Raw genomic sequence first — 18,138 nt, 5'->3', positions numbered from 1 at the left:
CCGCGAGCGTTCAACTGAACTCGCTCGCCGGCGGCTGATACTCAGTCAACGGCGCTACCCGGGCCCACCGGAACGTTTCTAGGGGGTTTCTCCTGGGGACGCCCTCCCCGTACTCGGACACGCAAAGTAGCCTTCCAACTACGTCTTGAGCGGACGACAGGAGTGATGACGTGCCTACCGAGCCGTTAGCAGTCCACCCGCTGGCCTTCCTCCTCCAGACGCGTGGATGGGGCAAGGCCGAGTTCGCCCGGCTCATGCAAGACCACGGGAGGAAGCTCGGGATCCCGCTCGCGACCAACCGGACGACTGTATGGAAGTGGGCACAGGGCCAGGAGCCGGACGCGGACGCCCAGCGCGTCCTCGCCGACCTGCTGGGCGTCCCGTACGAGCAGGCGCGTGCGGAGGGATGGCCCCGCTGGCTCCCTGTCTGGGAGGTGACCGGACTCACCGCTCCCTGGACCGAGGCCGGTACCGTCGAGGCATTGTCCGATCTGGTGGGGAGTGGACGGATGGACCATAGAGGCTTCCTCACCATCACAGGAGCCGCCCTGACCGGTCTCGCGGCGAGCTGGGTGGACGCGCCCTCCGCCATGGCCGCGGCGCTCAACGGCGACCGGGTCACGGACACGATGGTCTCGACGATCGAGCAGCGCATCAGCACTCTCCGTACGCTCGACGACCAGCTTGGGGGTGCTCGACTACTGGAACAGGCCCGAGGCGACCTGGCTCTGGTCACCGGCCTCCTCGGCGGTGGCCGCTACACGGACAAAGTCAGGCTCCTGCTGTACGCGCTGGCGGCCCGCGTGTCACACCTGACCGGATGGATGGCCTACGACGCTGGCCTACGGTCCGCAGGCCAGCGCTATTACGTCGGTGCCCTGCGCAGCGCCCGCACCGCCGACGACGACGCCTTCGGCGCTTTCATCCTCGCGGAGATGGGGGTGCACGTCTCCGAGGCGGGGCGCACCCCCGAGCGTGTCGACCTCATCTCGACCGCCATCGACAACGCGCCACGCTCTCTATCACCCTGCACCCAGTCCTTTCTCTACCTGCACAAGGCAGAGGCCCTCTCACGCGACGGCGACCACCGCGAGGCAGGAACGGCCCTCAACCGTGCCACCTCCCTGTGGGAGCGCCACGTGACGGACGACAACCCCGACTGGCTCGATTGGTTCGGCGAGGCACAACTGCGGTCGACCGAGGGAAAGGTTTTGTTGCGCTCGGGGCAGGTGGAACGCGCGACCAGTTTGCTGGAGACTTCCGTGACGAGAGCCGCCCCCCGAGACAAGGCGGTACGGTCAAGCCGTCTGGCTGAGGCGCGGCTCGCCGGCGGCGACCTGGAAGGTGCGTTGGACGCCGCGAACTACGGCGCCGAACTCCTGAAGGACAGCGTCAGCTCCATTAGGGCCCTGAACCGCCTCAAGGAGTTCTCCATACGGCTGGAGCCGCACAAGTCCGTTCCCTCCGTCCGCGAGTTCCGGGAGCGCCTGCAGGAACTGTCCGTCGCCGTTTGATGTCAACCGCCTGACCACCGCGGACGAGCCGATCTCGGTGAAGAGGGCTGCAAGACTGCCAGGATGGCCGACATGACGACGATCTACGGTGAGGTGGCACCCGGGTTCGAGCCAGTGCGGGCGGCGTTCATGGAGAACTTCACCCGGCACGGAGACCTCGGCGCGGCGGTGTGTGTGTACCGGAACGGCCGACCAGTGGTGGACCTGTGGGGTGGCGTGGCCGACGCCGAAACCGGTCGCCCTTGGACGCGGGACACGCTGCAGCTGGTCTACTCAGCAACCAAAGGCTCGACGGCGACCATGGCGCACATGCTGGTCGAGCGCGGAGAGCTCGACCTGGACGCGCCCGTCTCGAAGTACTGGCCGGAGTTCGCCGCGAACGGCAAGGCTGACATCCCGGTGCGCTGGCTCCTGGCCCACCAGGCCGGGCTGGTCGCGTTGGATCAGCCGGTGCCGTTGAAGGAGGCACTGGCCTGGCACCCGATGGTGGCGGCACTGGCCGCTCAACGCCCCCTCTGGACTCCGGGCACAGCGCACGGCTACCACGGGCGGACCTGGGGCTGGCTGGTCGGCGAGGTGATCCGACGGGTGTCCGGCCGGTCACCGGGCCGCTTCTTCGCCGACGAGATCGCGGCCCCACTGGGCTTGGACTTCTTCATCGGCCTGCCCGCCGGCGAGCGCGATCGAGTCAGCCGCATGGTGTACCAGCGGCCGGACGTCGACCTCACTGCCCTGCCCACCGAGTCGGTCCCCGAGGAACTCCGCGAGCAGGTCGCCGCTTGGCGGGACCCGAACTCATTCAGCAACAGGGCGTACGCCGTCACCGACCCGCACGAGATCGACTTCGACTCGCCAGAGGTGCAGGCTGCGGAGCTCCCGGCCTCCAACGGCATCGGCACCGCACGGGCGCTTGCCCGCATGTACGCCGCGCTGATCGGCGAGGTGGACGGCGTGCGCCTGCTCTCCCTGGACGCCCTGGCGTCAGCGACCGAGGAGCAGGCGAGCGGGAAGGACCAGGTCATGCTGATCCCTAGCCGCTTCAGCACCGGATACATGTTGCCAACCGAGAGCAACCCGATGATCGGGCCAAGCTCCTTCGGTCACACCGGCCGAGGAGGCTCGCTCGCCTTCGCCGATCCGGAGCACGGCGTTGCTTTTGCCTACGCGATGAACCGCGTCATTGCAGGCGGTGACGATACCCGTGCAGTGTCACTGGTTAACGCGGTTCAGAAGTCCCTGGGGGCTCTCGCGTAAATAGTGCAAACTACGCACGCGGGGACTGCCGCTCCACCTGCCTCAGTATGTGGCTGGCCAAGTCCATGAAGTTCGTGATCGACGGCGCTTCCACGATCAACAACCGTCCGTGGCTACTGCCGTCGCCGAAACCGCATCCTGTGTCGCGGACCAACGGTGTCAGCCAGTGGACGGTCGGGCGCTCCGCTGCGAAGTAGACAACCGGCCGCGGAGACCATGACTGATCGGACAGGTGGCTCCGGCAGCTTGCTGCAGTGAAGCAGCCAATCGATGTAAGGGCATACGAGAGGCCCGCCACGCCGAGTTCAAGGGAGCCGAGAAGTGGTTCGGCGGTATAGCCGTCCCCGACGAGTTCGACGATCTCACTCTCGGGATGCTCGGCGACAAAGCCTGCTGGCAGGCTGTCCGGGTCGTTTGACTCCAACGCGTTCGCGATTGCCTCGAAGTCAACGTGGGTCAGCGCGGCACGGTCGCCCAGGTTGGAGAGGTGTCGCTCCTCCTTGACCATGGCGACGGCTTCCTCGTGGCTCACATCGCCGATGTCCCACACTCCCCGAAAGAACCCGTATCCCTCTTCATCAATCTCGTCCTCAGGTGGCAGACCTAACGCCACATTGGCAGGAAAGCTGGGATCAACCTCTATGTCCACGACCGGAATCACGGGCGGCTCCAAGTAGTTGTCAGCGACCTACTACCCCACCGTAACCCTGCCCTTGGCCCATTCACATCAGTCGCTTGCACGCCTGGCTGCGCTGACGATTGCCATCGCCGCTCTCGTCTCGTTCCGGTCTGGCCGCCCCATGGCACAGGTATCCGGCGGACCGCCGAGGCGCGGGTCTAGAAACACAGCCCGAACGCGCTCTGGTACTTCCGAGCGATGGCCGGGACGCGGGAGTAGCTGAAGCGGACGCGAAGCCAGCCTCGGGGCGCCTGCACCATGCCGCTCCCAAGCTGCAGCACAACGACTGCTCCTGGCTGCGGACATACGGAGGTCCTGTTCCTCCGTGCCAGTACCATTAGCGGCGGGTGGGGGAGCCCTGCGTGACCGGCCTGGCAGGCGTGTTCCAGTTGCGGTCTCTGTCCGCCTGGTGCCTCTGGCTCTCCGGGACAGCTGTGCACCGACCAAGGGTCCCGGGGAGAAGTGGGACTGGGACCACACATGACGTACGACATCGCCGCTCCCGAGCCCGCCGGGATGGTCGCCTCGCTGAGCTCGCTGGGCTACTCGCTGCCGGCAGCGATTGCCGATCTCGTCGACAACAGCATCTCCGCGAAGGCACAGAACATCGACGTCGAGTTCGCCTGGGCGGGAAGCGACTCCTGGATCGCGGTCGTGGACGATGGCGACGGCATGAGCCAGGAGGAACTCGTCACGGCCATGACCGTGGCGGCGCGAGGACCGGCAACGCCTCGCTCGCCCACTGATCTGGGGCGGTTCGGGGTCGGTCTGAAGTCCGCGTCGTTCTCGCAGGCGAGACAGCTCACCGTGGCGACAGCCTGCGACGGCCAGTGGCACACGCGCACGTGGGACCTCGACGTGGTCGAGAAGTACGGCGAGTGGCGGTTGCTCCACGGGGCCGACCAGGACACCGCCGCCATTCTCCAGAGAGTCCGGCCTTGCGGCGGCCATGGCACGGTGGTGCTGTGGCGTCGGCTCAACGGCTATCACACCGCCGCTGTCACCGAGGACGACGAGCGTACCCAGAAGCAGTTCTACGCCGAGGCGACACGCACCGAGGCGCATCTCGGCATGGTCTTCGCACGGTTCCTCGTGGGAACCCGGCGACGCGCTCTAAGGGTTTCAGGAACCGCCGTACAGCCCTGGGACCCCTTCATGACTGCTCATCCCTCGGTCCAGCGGCTGCCTGCCGAGGAACTTCCCCTGGGTAACGGATCAGTGAGGGTCGAAGCGTTCGTCCTCCCGAGCGCCCACCGCCTGACCCCTGATGAGTTCAGCCAAGCGGCAGGACCGCAGGGATGGCTTGATCAGCAGGGCTTCTACGTGTACCGGCGCAACCGTCTGATTCTTGCGGGGGACTGGTTGGGGCAGCGCGGGATGCGTCGCGAGGAGAAGTACAACCTCGCTCGCATCTCTGTCGACATCCCGGCTGGATCAGATGCCGAGTGGGGAGTAGACGTGCGAAAGTCCAGCGTCGTCCCGCCTGTCAGCCTACGACCCCACCTTCATCGCATCGCACGTCAGGCCCGCACGAGGGCCGCAGAGGTGCTGCGACACCGCGGCCAGGTCGCCGCACGTACACACGGCGATCCCCTGGTGTACGTCTGGAACGTACGTCGTGCGGACGGCCGGCTCACCTGCCGGATCAACCGCAGTCATCCGCTGGTCCAGGCCACGCTGAGGCAGGGAGGCGCGAACCCCGCTGACGTCCGTGCTCTGATCCGTCTCCTGGAGGAGACGGTACCCGTCGCCACACTCCGTGTGATGCACGAGACCGACACCAGCGACGATCCCGATCCCTTCGGCGGGGCGGGTCCCGCTGACGAGACTGCGACCGAGGTCGCACAGCGCATCTACGAGTCCCTTGTCTCGGGTGGCCGTTCGCCTGCTGCAGCGCGCGAACGGCTGCGCACCATGTCTCCCTTCGACCAGCTACAGGGGTTCTGGAGTACCTGAGCCTGTTGTCGGTGGTCCCACATACTCTGCTCCATACCGTCTCAGACCAGTTGGAGGTTCCCCGTGAGCTCCACCCCCGACGAACCCCTCGCAAAGGCAATGCGGTTGGTACGCAGCTTCCTGCCACAGGACCGGCAGCCCAGCCCGGACGAGGTGCAGATCGCGGTCAACGCGATCTTCGGCATGCTGGCCGCACAGGGGGAAACTCTGGACCGGGACCAGCTGGCCAAGGAGATCGAGGCCATGATCACGGTGTTCCAGGAGCGTTCCCTGGGACTTGTTGACCCCAAGGGGCACGAGCCCTGGCTGCCTGAGGCGAAGAACAACCGTTCCTGGGATTTCTGGGAGCGATACCGCTGGTTCCTCGAGGATGTCGAGGACCTGCCGCTTTCGGTCGTGCGACGGCTGGACCAGACCTCGGACGAGGTCTTGAGCCAACTGGAGGATCCGCGGCGGCCTGGCCCCTGGCGCCGCAAGGGGCTCGTGATCGGCCAGGTGCAGTCAGGCAAGACTGGACAGTACATCGGACTCGCTTCCAAGGCGGTTGACGCGGGCTACAAGCTCGTCGTTGTTCTCGCCGGCATCCACAACGACCTCCGGAGCCAGACGCAACTGCGCATAGACGAGGGCCTGCTGGGCTTCGACACCCAGCACCAGATGCGCTCCAACGAGAACGGGGACTCCCGCACCATCGGTGCTGGACTCATGCCGCTGCAGGGCAAGAAGCTCGACATCGCGTCTCCGACGAACAGCTCCGAGAAGGGGGACTTCGGACGCCAGGCCGCAGCCACGATCAACTTTCCGCTCGGCAGCTTTCCTGTCGTGCTCGTCGTCAAGAAGCACTGGAAGATTCTCGAGTACCTGCGCAGGTGGGTGACCGACGTGCAGGGCACCGAGGGCGAGAACGGCCGCAAGATCGTGCGCGACGTTCCGCTCCTGGTCATCGACGACGAGGCCGACAACGCGTCGATCAACACGGTCCGCGATCCTGACGACGACCCCACCAGGACAAACAGGGCGATCCGAGACCTCATCAACAGTTTCGACAGGGTGGCGTACGTCGGGTACACGGCCACCCCGTTCGCCAACATCTACATCGACCCCGATGCAGACCACGACGAGGTGGGCGGAGATCTCTTCCCGGAGAGCTTCATCCGCAGCCTCCCCTCGCCCTCGAACTATCTCGGCCCGGAGCGGGTGTTCGGACTCCAGGTGGATGACGAGGATGAGGAGGACGTGCATCCGTTGCCGCTGGTGCGTCACGTGAACGACTCCGACAGCTGGTTGCCGAGCCGGCACAAGGCCGGCGACAGGCCCCGTGGGGATCTCCCTCGGTCTCTACGTGAGGCTGTTGCGTCGTTCGTGCTCTCGTGCGCGGCTCGCCGGGCCAGGGGCCAGGTAAGGGTGCACAACTCCATGTTGGTGCACGTGACCCGGTTCACGGCTGTGCAGAGCCTTGTTCGCGAACAGGTGGAGGACCACCTGCACTTCCTTGTGGACTCGCTGCGTGACCGGTACGGGAAAGGGCCGAAACTTCTTGCGGAGTTCCAGGAACTCTGGGAGCGCGACTTCGTTACCACCACCGCGCACTTCCCGGCTGACGAGGCTGAACCTCTGACCTGGGAGCAGGTGTCGACGGAGCTTCTGGACGCGATCAGGAAGATCCAGGTCAAGGCGGTGAACGGCACTTCCCGGGACGCTCTCGACTACTACGACAACCGCAAGGACGGCCTCTCTGTCATCGCCATCGGCGGCCAGAAGCTGTCCCGGGGCCTCACGCTTTCAGGGCTCACGGTCAGTTACTACCTGCGCTGGGCCAACACGTACGACACGCTGCTCCAGATGGGCAGGTGGTTCGGGTACCGACCCGGGTACGAGGACCTGTGCAGGCTGTACACCACGCCTGCCGTCGAGGACGCCTACGTGGAGGTCACGGCTGCGACCGACGAACTGCGCCGCGAGGTCGAGGAGATGGCCACGCTCGGTCTTACACCCCGGCAGTTCGGTCTGAAGGTCCGCTCGTCGTCGCTGGGGCTCATGGTCACTGCGGCGAACAAGATGAGGCAGAGTGAGAGGATCCTGCTCAGTTACTCCGGCGAGGGGCCGGAGACGGTGATCTTCAACCTTGCCGACCGAGCTGTGAAGCGTAACTTCAAGTCGCTCGAGGACCTGGTGCGGCACCTCGACGGCATCACGGAACCCGAAACAGCTGTCAGCGGCGGCACGGTGATGTGGCGGGGGGTACCGCCGGAAGTGGTCTCCGAGTTCGTGGCCTCCTACGAGACCGACCGCATGGCCCAGAGGGTCCGTCCCCGACTCATCGCAAAGTACATCGAACAGTGTGCCAAGGTGGGTGAGCTGGGTAACTGGACCGTCTGCCTGGTAGGCAAGTCGGCGGCCACTCCCGTGGACGTCGCCGGGCACTCGGTCGGACCAGTTACGCGTGCCCCGCTCAACCCGGAGTTCAGAACAGAGGGGCGGTACACGATCCGTCGTGTGCTCAGCCCGCGCGACGAGGGCCTCGACCTCAACGAAGCACAGCTTGAGGCGGCACGGGAGGCCGCTGGGAAAGCAGCGAAGCAGAAGGAGAAGACCTCGGTCCCGAAGCACCCGTCGGGTCCGTACCTCCGTCGTCAGCGACGTCCCGACCAAGCGCTGCTACTCATCTATCCCATCGAAGTACCAGGACCCGAGGACGACTCCCCGGAGCTGCCGCTGGTGGGCTTCCAGGTGAGCTTTCCCTACTCCCGTAACCAGTCGAAGACCGAGTACGTGGCGAACAGCATCTACCTGCAGGAGGACATCTACGCCCTCGACGAGGAGGACGAGGCGTGACGGTCACCGAGGAGGACTGGCACGAGCTTGAGCGCCCTCACGACTCGCCAGGACGCTCCAGCCGTCGGTTGCATCCGGACTCCCCGCTGGACGTGTTCCTCTCCGTCGCCCATCCGGGGGGACAGCGCATGCTGGTACTCAGGGCCGACGCCCGCTCGGCAGACCACATCGTGCGTTCGGTTGGGCGACTGCCCCGGGCGGCCGGCATCGAGATGCAGCTGAGTGCGGTGTCCCGTCTCGAGTACGAACTCCAGTTGGTCCTCACGGCGAACGACCTCCGGGAAGTGTTCAACCCACTCGTGACCGACGTGGCCGACACCGCGCGTTCAGCGCCGGCCGCTGCCGACGCTCTGACAGCCACCGTGAGCAGGTTCGAGCGCTGGCAGGATCTCCTGCGCACGGTTGGCACGGACGGGCTGGGAGCGGAGGCGCGGAGGGGACTCTACGGGGAACTTCTGGTGCTTGGTGACCACCTCCTGAGCACCCTGTCCGAGATCGAGGCTGTGGAGTCCTGGACGGGACCGACAGGCGCCAACCAAGACTTCCAGCTCCCTGGGGTCGCGATCGAGGTCAAGGCCAGTGCCGCGAAACACCCCCGCAGCGTCCGCATAGCGAGTGAGCGACAGCTGGACGACACCGGTGTCCCGCACCTGCTGCTGTGCATGATGGTGCTCGACGAACGACGGGGTGGGTCCGGCGAGAGCCTTAACCGTCGTGTGGAGAGCGTCCGGGGGCACCTTGCCAGCGCTGCTGCCAGGGCCCGATTCGACGGCCTGCTGATCCAGGCAGGTTACCTGCCCGGGCATCACGATCTCTATGACGAACCTCGTTACACCGTTCGTGACCTGCGCTTCTGGCACGTTCGGGATGGCTTTCCCAGGCTTGTCGAGTCGGACCTTCCCGAGGGCGTCAGCGACTGCACCTACCACGTGACCGTCTCGGGGTTGGACAGCTACCTGGCGTCAGTCGACGATGTGAGCATGTTGATCGGGGGAGCCCATGAGTGAGCAGGACCTGGCCGAGTACTCCCGGAGCCTCGTCGCTGACGTTCAGGCGACCGCGGACGCCGAGGGAACGACAACTCCGGAGGCGTTCACACACAGGGTCCTGTTCGACCTGGAGAAGGCCGGCGTCGTCTCCAACACCTTCAGCGCGTACCACAAGGCCCACGGTCACGAGGTCCATGCGTACGGCATTGGAGAGGCGGGTGAGTCCTTGGACCTCTTCCTCACCGACTTCCACCTAGCACCGCTGGAGACGAAACTCACCAAGGCCCAGGCCGACACCTCGTTCAAACGGCTGTTGACCTTCGCGCGTCGTTGCCAGGAGGGCCTGCAGCAACATATTGACGAGTCCTTCGACGTGTACGACATGTGCGAGGCGGTCGAGAAGGCCCTGACCGAGGTGCAGAGGATCAGGCTCTTCCTCCTCAGCAACCGTGTCGCCACGACCGTGGAGGTCCCGCCCACCCACTTCGACGGCCTCCCGGTCGTCCACGAGGTGTGGGACCTGGCGCGGCTGCACCGTCACGAGACGTCGGGATCGCTCAGCGAGCCCATCGTGGTTCCCTTCACGCCTCCGCTGCCCTGCGTTTCCGCTCCGAGTTCGGAGCGGGACCATTCCGTCGTGCTCGCTGTGATACCCGGAGAGTTGCTGGCGGAGCTGTACGCGGAGCACGGGACACGGCTTCTCGAACTCAATGTGCGTTCGTTCCTGCAGGCCCGTGGTTCCGTGAACCGAGGCATCCGGGAGACCCTGTTGCACGCGCCCGGCCGCTTCCTGGCCTACAACAACGGGATCACGGCAACGGCCTCCCAGGTCGACTTCGTGACGGGCCCGGACGGAGAGCCGACCCACATCTCCCGCGTACACGGCCTCCAGATCGTCAACGGCGGGCAGACCACGGCGTCACTCCACTATGCCCGGTCACGGGACAAGGCCGACTTGTCCCAGGTCCGGGTCCAGATGAAGTTGACGGAGGTCTCGCCCGAGCGTCTCACCGAGATTGTTCCCAAGATCTCGGAGTACTCGAACACGCAGAACCGGGTGACGCAGGTCGACTTCAGCTCGAACCACGAGTATCACGTGGCGATCCAGCGGATCACCCGTTCCCTCTGGGCTCCCGCGGCCGACGGCAGTGGTCAGGAGACGCACTGGTTCTACGAGCGGGCACGCGGCCAGTACACGGACGAGCTTGCCAAAGCCCGTACGCCTGCCCGGCAACGCCAGTTCAAGAGGATCAATCCGACGAAGAAGAGGTTCACCAAGGCCGATCTGGCGAAGTTCGTCCACTCGTGGATCCAGCTGCCCCACCTGGTGAGTCGGGGCGCACAAAAGAACTTTGTCGAGTTCATGCTGCGTATCGACGAGGCGCCACCGCGTGTCGACATCCAGTACTGCCAGCGGGTGATCGCAATGGCGATCCTGTTCAAGGCCGTGGACCAGGTTGCCGCCGGCCATGGGGCGGGCAGTCACAAGAGCCTTGTGACGACGTACACCATGGCGAGACTGTCCCTGGCCACCGAGCAGCGGATCGACCTTGACCGGATCTGGCGTGAGCAGGGGATCTCCGCCGCCCTGGAAGCCGCGGTGGACGATCTGTGCCCCCGCGTCATGGAGGCGGTGACGAGCCCGCTGGAGGGCAACCACGTGGGCGAGTGGGCCAAGAAGGCGGGGTGTTGGGACGCCGTTTCACGAGTGCGCTGGACGGTCCCCGATGCCTTGGCGGCCGAGCTCCTGGACCTGCCCCTGGACGAAGCAGCACTGGCCGGCGGCAGCCCGGACGCCGAGGGGGCGGTCGAGGAACTCCTGGTTGTGCCAACCGGCGAGTGGTACGCACTGGAGCGGTGGGCCAAGGAGACGCACAACCTCGAACCCTGGCAGAGGCAGCTGGCCCAGTCCGTCGGGAGACGGATGGAGAACGGCCAAGAGGTGCCCGAGACACAAGCACTCCAGGCCCTTCACGCGCGTAGCGAGGCTCTGCGCCTGGGGTTCACTCCTGCTCAGTGATGGGACCACGCAGATCCTGAGTCCTCGGTCAGAGCATGCCCTTCTCGACCAGGTCCCTGACAGCGTCCTCGGCCCGCCTCAGGACAATCCGTCCGTCACCGTCACTGAAGGCGACGAGATCGGAGCCCGGTGCGATGCCGGCCTCCGCCAGCAGGCCGAGCGGCAGCTCGACCCGACCCTGATCATCGACATGGAGTTCGGCTGGTTCCCGGAGCATGGGAAGAGTGTGGCACCCTCCGAGTCGAGGACGTCTACAGACTGGGAATGTGGTCATGAGTGGAGGAGGGCTGACGCCGGACCGTGGGTGGGTCGCCACTCCGGAGGGTGAGCACCTTCGCGGCCGGCGCGTGAGGGACACCAGGCCGGAGGTAGCCCTCAGGAAGGCGGTGCACCGGCTGGGCCTCAGGTTCCGCCTTCACCAGAGGGTGGCTCCCAGGTGCACGGCCGACTTCGTGCTTCCCAGATACCACGTGGCCGTCTTTGTTGACGGCTGCTTCTGGCACGGCTGCCCGAAGCACGGCCCCAAGGTGTTCCGCGGACCGAACGCCGAGCGTTGGACGGACAAGATCGAGACCAACAGGGCCCGAGACAGACGCAACACGGAAGCAGCGGAGGCCGCCGGATGGACCGTGCTCCGGGTCTGGGAGTGCGAGGTCAAGGCCAGTCCAGCGGCGGCAGCACTCATGGTTGCCGAGCGGTGTCCGGCTCCTACTCGCGTGACTGGGCAGGAACAGGCTGCCGACCGTGCGTCCCACTCAGAGCATCCGTGACCAGGTCACCCGCAGCACTTTCCCTGCCCGCGCAGTAGCTACTGAGAGGACACTGGTCACAGAGAGGATTCTTCGCGTTGCACAGGGTGCTTCCGATGAGTCGTAGCGCAGCCATGCGCAGGGGGGCCTTTTCTCCTGCACCGACGAGCTTCACCAAGTGCACCCGGCCGTCACTGAGCCGGTTGGTGCGGTCAGAGTCGCTGTCGTGCAGCCGGGCAGCGACGCGCAGCGCACTCTGTCCCACCCACAGAAGGTCGTCATCGATCAGCAGCCGGTAGAGCGCGCCCTCGGCTGGCTTCATCCCCAGGCGCTTGGGCAGCTCCTTCTGCTTCTCCTCGTCCTCGGACCAGACACTTGACTTGCCGGCCACGGCGGTCAGCCTGTCGAGCCGCGCCCGAACGGCTGCCGTGGGGGCTGATTCAAGGAGAGTGCGCAGAGCAGACTTGGTCAGAGTCGCGTGCTCCCGGATCGTCTCGAGCATCTCGTGCATCTGACCAGGCTGCACCCGGGTTCCCGCCAACACCGCCACGACCGCCGCGTGCACTGACGACAGCTTGGGCAACTGGTACCAGTTCTCCCCGTTGCGCTGCCGTTCCGCCCAGGCAGTCAGGTCCTCGCGGGCCGTGCGCCAGCGGGGCTGGAGTCCGCCTTCCCCGGCCTGGCACCCCTCGACAGGCAACAGCACTTCCGCGGCGGCCTTGCCCAGGAGGGGTGGCACCGCGTTGCCGATCTGCCGGAAGGCGTCACTACGCGTCCCAGCGAACCTGAACCGGTCCGGGAAGGTCTGTACCCGTGCCGCCTCCCGAACGGTCAGGGTGCGGTTCTGGTCCGGATGGATGTACCAGTAGCCGTCCTTGGCGATGTGGGCGGTGATCGACCTGCTCAGGTCGTCCCAGTCAAGCTTCTTGTACTTGTCGGTGAAGTGCTCGGCGCTGTACCGCTGGAGCTCCGGGTCGATGTCCGAGTACAGGGTGTCGGAGTCCATGCTGTCGAAGATCACCCAGTCGTCCGGCCTGACCCTCCGGGTCATGTGGTCGAAGACGACCTCACGCTTCGCGCGCTTGCGCATCTCCCTGGCAAAGTCGGACAGATCTTCGGAGGGGGTGCCGTAGGCCATCTCACGCTCGCCGACACGCTCCGTGGGCACCACGGTGAGGGGAGGGAGGTCACCAATGGCGTGGCGCAGGGTGGTGCGTTCGTCCTCGGCGACCTCCTGCTGCCACTCGAACCTCTCGATGTCGTTCCTGGCCAGAAGGATGAGCCGCTTCCGGTGCTGGGGTACTCCGTAGCGCCATGCGTCGACAAGGCGTACCTGGGTTGCGTAGCCGAGCTCCTCGAGCTGCTGCTCGATCACGCGGACCACGAAGAAGTCGTCGCCGAGGCCCATGTCCGGGACGTTCTCCATGAGGACGGCGCGCGGCCTGATCCTCTTTATGACGTCCAGGTACGCGCTCCACAGCTCTTTACGGAGGTCGTGAGGGTCGCGGCCATGGTGCTCTACGAGGTGGCGGATCTTGCTCCGCCCAGCCCTGCTGAACGGCTGGCACGGCGGGCCCCCCGCCACCAGATCGATCTCCCCCTTCGCCGGCTCCAGCAGCTCCTCGAGCCTGTCACGCTCGGCTGGGTTCCCCAGGTCCATGTGCAGACTCATGCCGGGGAAGTTGGCCGCATGGGTCTCAAGGGCACGCTCGTCGAAGTCGACAGCGGCTGCAGTGGTCCAGCCAGCTCGCTGAAGCCCAAGACTCAGACCGCCTGCTCCGGAGAAGAGGTCCACGGCGAGGCGACGCCCCTTGCCGTACCCTTCGAGCCACTTTGCGAACCGCTCGGGCCTGCAGCTGTGCCGGTGCCGCGGGAGCTTGAGATAGTCGCTCCGTTCCAGGGGTACGCCATAGTGCGACTCCTGCACAGCACGCACCTCCACACCAGCGAGAACAACGAGCACCAGGAGATCACAGACGCGCTGGTGGAGGCAAGGATTCCACCACGCTGACCTCCGGAAATCCCGTGAGACCGATGCTGCGCTCTGCCGGGTACCGGCGCGAGTCCGCGCGGCCCCCCAGTCCTCGGCTTCGAACCGACGTTCTGGTGCGTTACCAGAGGCAATCGTAGAGGACAGCAGTGACAGCGTCGCTCCCGGGGCCCGGATTGGCCGGACAAGCTAGTCAACGATCCGGCGGGGCTGAAGACACGTTCGAGTCGGCCTGAACCTGTGCACGGTTTCGGCCACTTACGAGAGCCGCCCACCTAGCTCGCTGATGGGTAGTTAGTAGAATCTTGCCCGCCACACACTGCAGAACATGGCTGACAGTTGACGAGCGGGGGCATGGGTGGACTCCGAGAACGCGAAGGCGTATCTCCGGCCGCGGGCCAGGCTCATGAGCACGCTCGGCGAAGAACTGATCAGCAACGAACGCGTCGCCCTCACCGAGCTGGTGAAGAACGCCTACGACGCGGACGCCAGCCTCGTCCTGATCCGCTTCAACCCTCCCCTCGAAGAGGGTGAGGGCTCGATCGAGGTCTGGGACAACGGGCACGGCATGTCGCCGGCCACAGTGCGCGGCACGTGGATGGAGATCGCCACCCCGCACAGGCACCGGAACCCACGCAGTGAGTCAGGTGGGCGTCGCGTGCTGGGCGCCAAGGGCATCGGCCGGTTCGCCTCGGCTCGACTTGGCCATACCGCCACAATCACGACTCGGCGGGTCGATGAGCAGGAGGTCACCCTTCGCATCGACTGGGGGGACTTCACGGATGGTGACGCGTACCTGGATGAAGTTCCGGTCTCCCTGTCCACGACCACTCCGAGCATCTTCGTAGACGGAGGCATAGCAGCGCAGACCTTTTCCGAGGTCCTCCGGGAATTTCAGTCAGCGCCTGCTACAGCCGTCGGCACGGCGCATGGCACCGTGGTCCGACTCGAGAGGCTTCGCACGGCTTGGGGCACGAACGAGATCGAGGCCCTCAAGCGTTCCCTGTCCAGGCTCCTCCCCCCGCCGCCTCCCGCCGAGCTCTCTGTGCCGGACCAGCCTGAGTTCTCGATCTACATCGACACTCCGGAGGGGCCGCTCCGCCACCACAGCGGGTTCGTTTCTGCGAGTGAGACACTGGCCCATCCCCGCTATCGCCTCGTCGGCGCCGTGGATGCCGACGGGGACGCGAGCCTGGCCATTTACGCCGGCGACGAAGAACCGGTGGAGGTCGTCCAGGACAACCTCCGGAAGGACTCGAAGAGGCCCTCATGTGGCCCTCTGAAACTGGACTTCCGAGTCTGGGACCTTGAGTCGTCGGCCATCAAGCCGCTCCTGGCACTCGACACCAGCGCGAGGAACACCAACGACGTACGGGAACTCATCCGGAACAACAGCGGTGTGGCCCTGTACCGGGACGGGTTCCGTGTGCAGCCGTTCGGGGAACCCGGGTTCGACTGGCTTGGTTTCGACCAGCGACGCATCAACAACCCGACGCTGCGTCTCTCCAACCGGCAAGTGGCGGGATTCGTCTACATCTCGGCCGATGACAACCCCGGCCTCCTGGACCGCTCGCACCGCGAAGGACTGATCGACACCCCTGAGTACGAGGAACTGAAGGCAGTCATACTCCAGGCGATTGCCAGGTTGGAGACGCAACGCTATCGGCTGCGTCGGGAACCCACTGCTCCGACGGAAGCCCCGCTCCTTGCCGGGCCGTCCGAAGGCAGGGGCCACGGGCTCTTCCAGAACTTCAACCTGGACCCGCTGCGACAGGTGGCTGCCGAGCGGCACCCAGAGGACATCATCCTCAGTCGCGCCATCGAGGATGCCACGGAGACGATCAACGAAGGCGTACGCAAGGTACAGGAGGTCATCGCCCAGTTCTCCCGCCTCGCGACGCTGGGCACCCTGGTCGACGTCGTCCTCCACGACGGACGTACCGCCCTTTCCCGCATCGGCGTGGGCCTTCGTCGTCTCGGCAAGATCACCACAAAGGTCGAAACACACGATGTGGAGTTGTCAGCTGCGCTGGACAAGCTGCGGACGGACTTCACCGCACAAGAAAGGGCTCTCGACCGGCTCTTCACTCGCATCGAGCCCCTCAGCGGACGGAAGCGTGGACGGCCCCGCCGGCTCTCTCTACACCAGAGCATTTCCGAAGCCGTTGACGTGCTGGAGTCGGAGATCACCAAGCACGGTGTAGATGTACAGATCAGCGGGGAGGACGTGATCGTCACCGCCGAGCCGGGTGACATCAGGACCCTTGTGGTCAACCTCGTGAGCAACGCCGTGTACTGGCTCTCCACAATGCCCAAGGGCACTCCCCGCGAGATCCTGATCGAGACGGAGCGCAATCACGAGGGCGAACTGGACGTGGTCGACATCACGGTCAGCGACAACGGCCCTGGGGTGCGCGAGAAGATCAAGGACCTGATCTTCGATACCTACTTCAGTGAAAAGCCGGATGGCGTCGGCCTCGGTCTCAGCATCGCAGGCAGCGTCGTGAAGGACTTCTACGACGGCGAATTGGGGCTGGTGAGCCCCGGCACCCTCTCGGGTGCGAGTTTCCGGGCACGACTGCGAAGGAGAGTTGGGTGACGTCGACCGACGTTGCGTATCGGGTGCTCATAGTCGATGACGACGCCCAGATGATCGCGGACCTTCGCGAAGTGCTGTCCGAGGAGCTCACAGACCTCGGGGAGATCCACTTCGAGTCCGAGCAGGACTTCTCCGCAGCCGAGCAGCGGTTGATTGACGAGGACTTCGACCTGGTCATCCTCGACGTCCGCGACGCCGCCGATGGCATACCCTCCGCTGCCGTCGAAGGACGCGGACACGAACTGTACGACGCCATCGCCGGCGCTCGGTGGCTGCCCGTGGTCTTCTTCACAGCTGTCCCCCAGCAGGTGCGTGACCTGGAGAAGCCTCCCCTCATCCGTGTGGTGACCAAGAACGCCTGGGACGAGGTCGCTCCCGCAGTCCGGGACGGGTTGCTCTCGGGAGTGTCGGAGTTGAGACGCCGTATCTCCGATCTCGTCGAACGCAAGGTCCGCGTTTTCCTCCGTGACGTCGTGGCCCCGCACTGGCACGAGATGGCGGGCGCTGATCCCCATGAGATCACCCCGATCATCGTCAACCGCCTCGCGGCCGAGCTCCGGGAGAACGGCCCCAGCGAACTGGGATACGCCGGGGACGGCGAGGCGGTCGCCACTGCTGGTCAACCCTCCGCTGCGCGGGTCTACTTGAAGCCGTTCGTGACCCATCACCTCACCGCCACGGACCTCGTGGTCAGCCCCGAGGGCGATTGGTGGATCGTCCTCACCCCTGCTTGCGACCTGTATGAGGACCACCCGGACGCCAACGTGGCGAGACCTCGTAAGGCCAAGGCACAGTACGTTCGCCTGGCCAAGGCTGACCGCATCTTCACCGAGGACGGCGAGGAGTCGGAGTCGCCAGCGATCGCCACATGGCTGGCCAGCTCGAAGAGCAACAGCCACAAGGACCAGGCCAAACAGGTCTTCGGGGACAAGCAGAACCGGTACCGCGCTCTTCCTGGCTACCTCGACATCCCCGACCTCTTGGTCGACTTCGAGAACGTGGTATCGGTCCCGCTCGCCGAGGCACGAACCTGGCGACGTGTCGCAACCCTCGACAGCCCGTTCTCAGAGGCGATGCTCATCGCCTACAGCCGCTCGGTGGGGCGTATCGGAACCCCGGACCTCAGCTTCGAGGACGTGAAAGTGCGGTTGGAACTCGAGAAGCCGAAGGCCAGGCACGTGCCGACGCAGGCTTCAACGTCATCAGCGAACGGCGAGATTGTGAAGGACTGAGCTTCCAGGCATTCGGACAGCGTGCGCGATCACCAGCGGAGGGTACGCCGGGCGCGGAAGCCTTGGCCCTCGTTGTGGTCGACACAGGGATGCCTTGGCATAGACCTACACGCAGCCGGTGGGCACCACGCCCGGGGAGCCATCTGGGAGCCGACCTGCTCCCCGAACCCCTTCCAGGCCCCGCGACACCAACCGAGCCCACCCATCTGACCTGCGGAAACGCCATCAAGGCTGGCAGCCTCACCAACCGAACCTCATTCGGGACGAAGAGGTCGTGGGTTCAAATCCCGCCACCCCGACTTGGTTGCACAGGCCGGAGCC

The 18,138-nt window shown here is 65.5% G+C and carries 12 protein-coding genes; 9 read left to right on the top strand and 3 right to left on the bottom strand.

Annotation, left to right across the window (positions count from 1 at the left end):
- Positions 1 to 170 precede the first annotated feature (170 nt).
- Together J7W19_RS17270 and J7W19_RS17265 are read left to right on the top strand one after the other, a co-directional pair.
- Entirely contained in the window at positions 171 to 1,514 is a 1,344-nt protein-coding gene (locus J7W19_RS17270) for a hypothetical protein (RefSeq protein WP_004939624.1), read from the top strand.
- Between the two features lie 72 nt (positions 1,515 to 1,586).
- Positions 1,587 to 2,768, top strand: coding sequence for a serine hydrolase domain-containing protein (locus J7W19_RS17265; RefSeq protein WP_040887771.1), 1,182 nt, complete (start codon positions 1,587 to 1,589; stop codon positions 2,766 to 2,768).
- 10 nt (positions 2,769 to 2,778) lie between these two features.
- Here J7W19_RS17265 and J7W19_RS17260 read toward each other — a convergent pair whose 3' ends face one another.
- Positions 2,779 to 3,429 carry a hypothetical protein gene (locus J7W19_RS17260; RefSeq protein WP_158688727.1) on the bottom strand — a complete coding sequence of 217 codons (651 nt, stop codon included), beginning with the start codon at positions 3,427 to 3,429 and terminating at the stop codon, positions 2,779 to 2,781.
- A 498-nt stretch (positions 3,430 to 3,927) separates the two neighbouring features.
- Here J7W19_RS17260 and J7W19_RS17255 point away from each other — a divergent pair, with 498 nt between their 5' ends.
- From J7W19_RS17255 to J7W19_RS17240, 4 genes are all read left to right on the top strand, one after another.
- A complete protein-coding gene (locus J7W19_RS17255) occupies positions 3,928 to 5,403 on the top strand; it encodes an ATP-binding protein (protein WP_004939615.1) in 1,476 nt (491 codons plus the stop codon).
- A gap of 63 nt (positions 5,404 to 5,466) precedes the next feature.
- Complete coding sequence (locus J7W19_RS17250; RefSeq protein ID WP_040887765.1) at positions 5,467 to 8,238, top strand: Z1 domain-containing protein; 2,772 nt, start codon at positions 5,467 to 5,469, stop codon at positions 8,236 to 8,238.
- Complete coding sequence (locus J7W19_RS17245; protein WP_004939610.1) at positions 8,235 to 9,245, top strand: PD-(D/E)XK motif protein; 1,011 nt, start codon at positions 8,235 to 8,237, stop codon at positions 9,243 to 9,245. Before J7W19_RS17250 ends, J7W19_RS17245 begins: the two co-directional genes overlap by 4 nt.
- Complete coding sequence (locus J7W19_RS17240) at positions 9,238 to 11,247, top strand: AIPR family protein (protein ID WP_004939607.1); 2,010 nt, start codon at positions 9,238 to 9,240, stop codon at positions 11,245 to 11,247. Before J7W19_RS17245 ends, J7W19_RS17240 begins: the two co-directional genes overlap by 8 nt.
- Positions 11,248 to 11,275: 28 nt before the next feature.
- Here the strand turns inward: J7W19_RS17240 and J7W19_RS17235 are convergent, their stop codons facing one another.
- Positions 11,276 to 11,464, bottom strand: coding sequence for an AbrB/MazE/SpoVT family DNA-binding domain-containing protein (locus tag J7W19_RS17235; RefSeq protein WP_004939606.1), 189 nt, complete (start codon positions 11,462 to 11,464; stop codon positions 11,276 to 11,278).
- Here J7W19_RS17235 and J7W19_RS17230 point away from each other — a divergent pair.
- Positions 11,463 to 12,017 carry a very short patch repair endonuclease gene (locus J7W19_RS17230; RefSeq protein ID WP_308437798.1) on the top strand — a complete coding sequence of 185 codons (555 nt, stop codon included), beginning with the start codon at positions 11,463 to 11,465 and terminating at the stop codon, positions 12,015 to 12,017. The genes J7W19_RS17235 and J7W19_RS17230 overlap by 2 nt on opposite strands.
- Here the strand turns inward: J7W19_RS17230 and dcm are convergent.
- Positions 11,956 to 13,923 (bottom strand): DNA (cytosine-5-)-methyltransferase, encoded by a 1,968-nt coding sequence (gene dcm / locus J7W19_RS17225; protein WP_004939602.1) that lies wholly within the window; start codon positions 13,921 to 13,923, stop codon positions 11,956 to 11,958. The two genes, J7W19_RS17230 and dcm, sit on opposite strands and share 62 nt — an antisense overlap.
- Positions 13,924 to 14,344: 421 nt before the next feature.
- On the opposite strand from dcm, the gene J7W19_RS17220 reads away from it, so the two are divergent.
- Positions 14,345 to 16,585: a sensor histidine kinase gene (locus J7W19_RS17220; protein WP_004939599.1), complete on the top strand. Its 2,241-nt coding sequence runs from the start codon at positions 14,345 to 14,347 to the stop codon at positions 16,583 to 16,585.
- The gene (locus tag J7W19_RS17215; RefSeq protein WP_004939595.1) at positions 16,582 to 17,817 is read left to right on the top strand and encodes a DNA-binding transcriptional response regulator; all 1,236 of its coding nucleotides are present in this window, start codon (positions 16,582 to 16,584) and stop codon (positions 17,815 to 17,817) included. Before J7W19_RS17220 ends, J7W19_RS17215 begins: the two co-directional genes overlap by 4 nt.
- The last annotated feature ends 321 nt before the right edge of the window (positions 17,818 to 18,138 follow it).

The sequence above is a fragment of the Streptomyces mobaraensis NBRC 13819 = DSM 40847 genome, from assembly GCF_017916255.1.
Classification (GTDB): Bacteria; Actinomycetota; Actinomycetes; order Streptomycetales; family Streptomycetaceae; genus Streptomyces; species Streptomyces mobaraensis.
Note: the sequence above shows the minus strand (reverse complement) of the source record. Positions and strands in the feature narration are given on the sequence as shown.

Bases quoted from the DNA above. Each gene is read 5' to 3' on its own strand.
- J7W19_RS17255 (WP_004939615.1), top strand. From the start codon at position 3,928: ATGACGTACGACATCGCCGCTCCCGAGCCCGCCGGGATGGTCGCCTCG.
- J7W19_RS17265 (WP_040887771.1), top strand. From the start codon at position 1,587: ATGACGACGATCTACGGTGAGGTGGCACCCGGGTTCGAGCCAGTGCGG.
- J7W19_RS17240 (WP_004939607.1), top strand. From the start codon at position 9,238: ATGAGTGAGCAGGACCTGGCCGAGTACTCCCGGAGCCTCGTCGCTGAC.
- J7W19_RS17235 (WP_004939606.1), bottom strand. From the start codon at position 11,464: ATGCTCCGGGAACCAGCCGAACTCCATGTCGATGATCAGGGTCGGGTC.
- J7W19_RS17230 (WP_308437798.1), top strand. From the start codon at position 11,463: ATGGGAAGAGTGTGGCACCCTCCGAGTCGAGGACGTCTACAGACTGGG.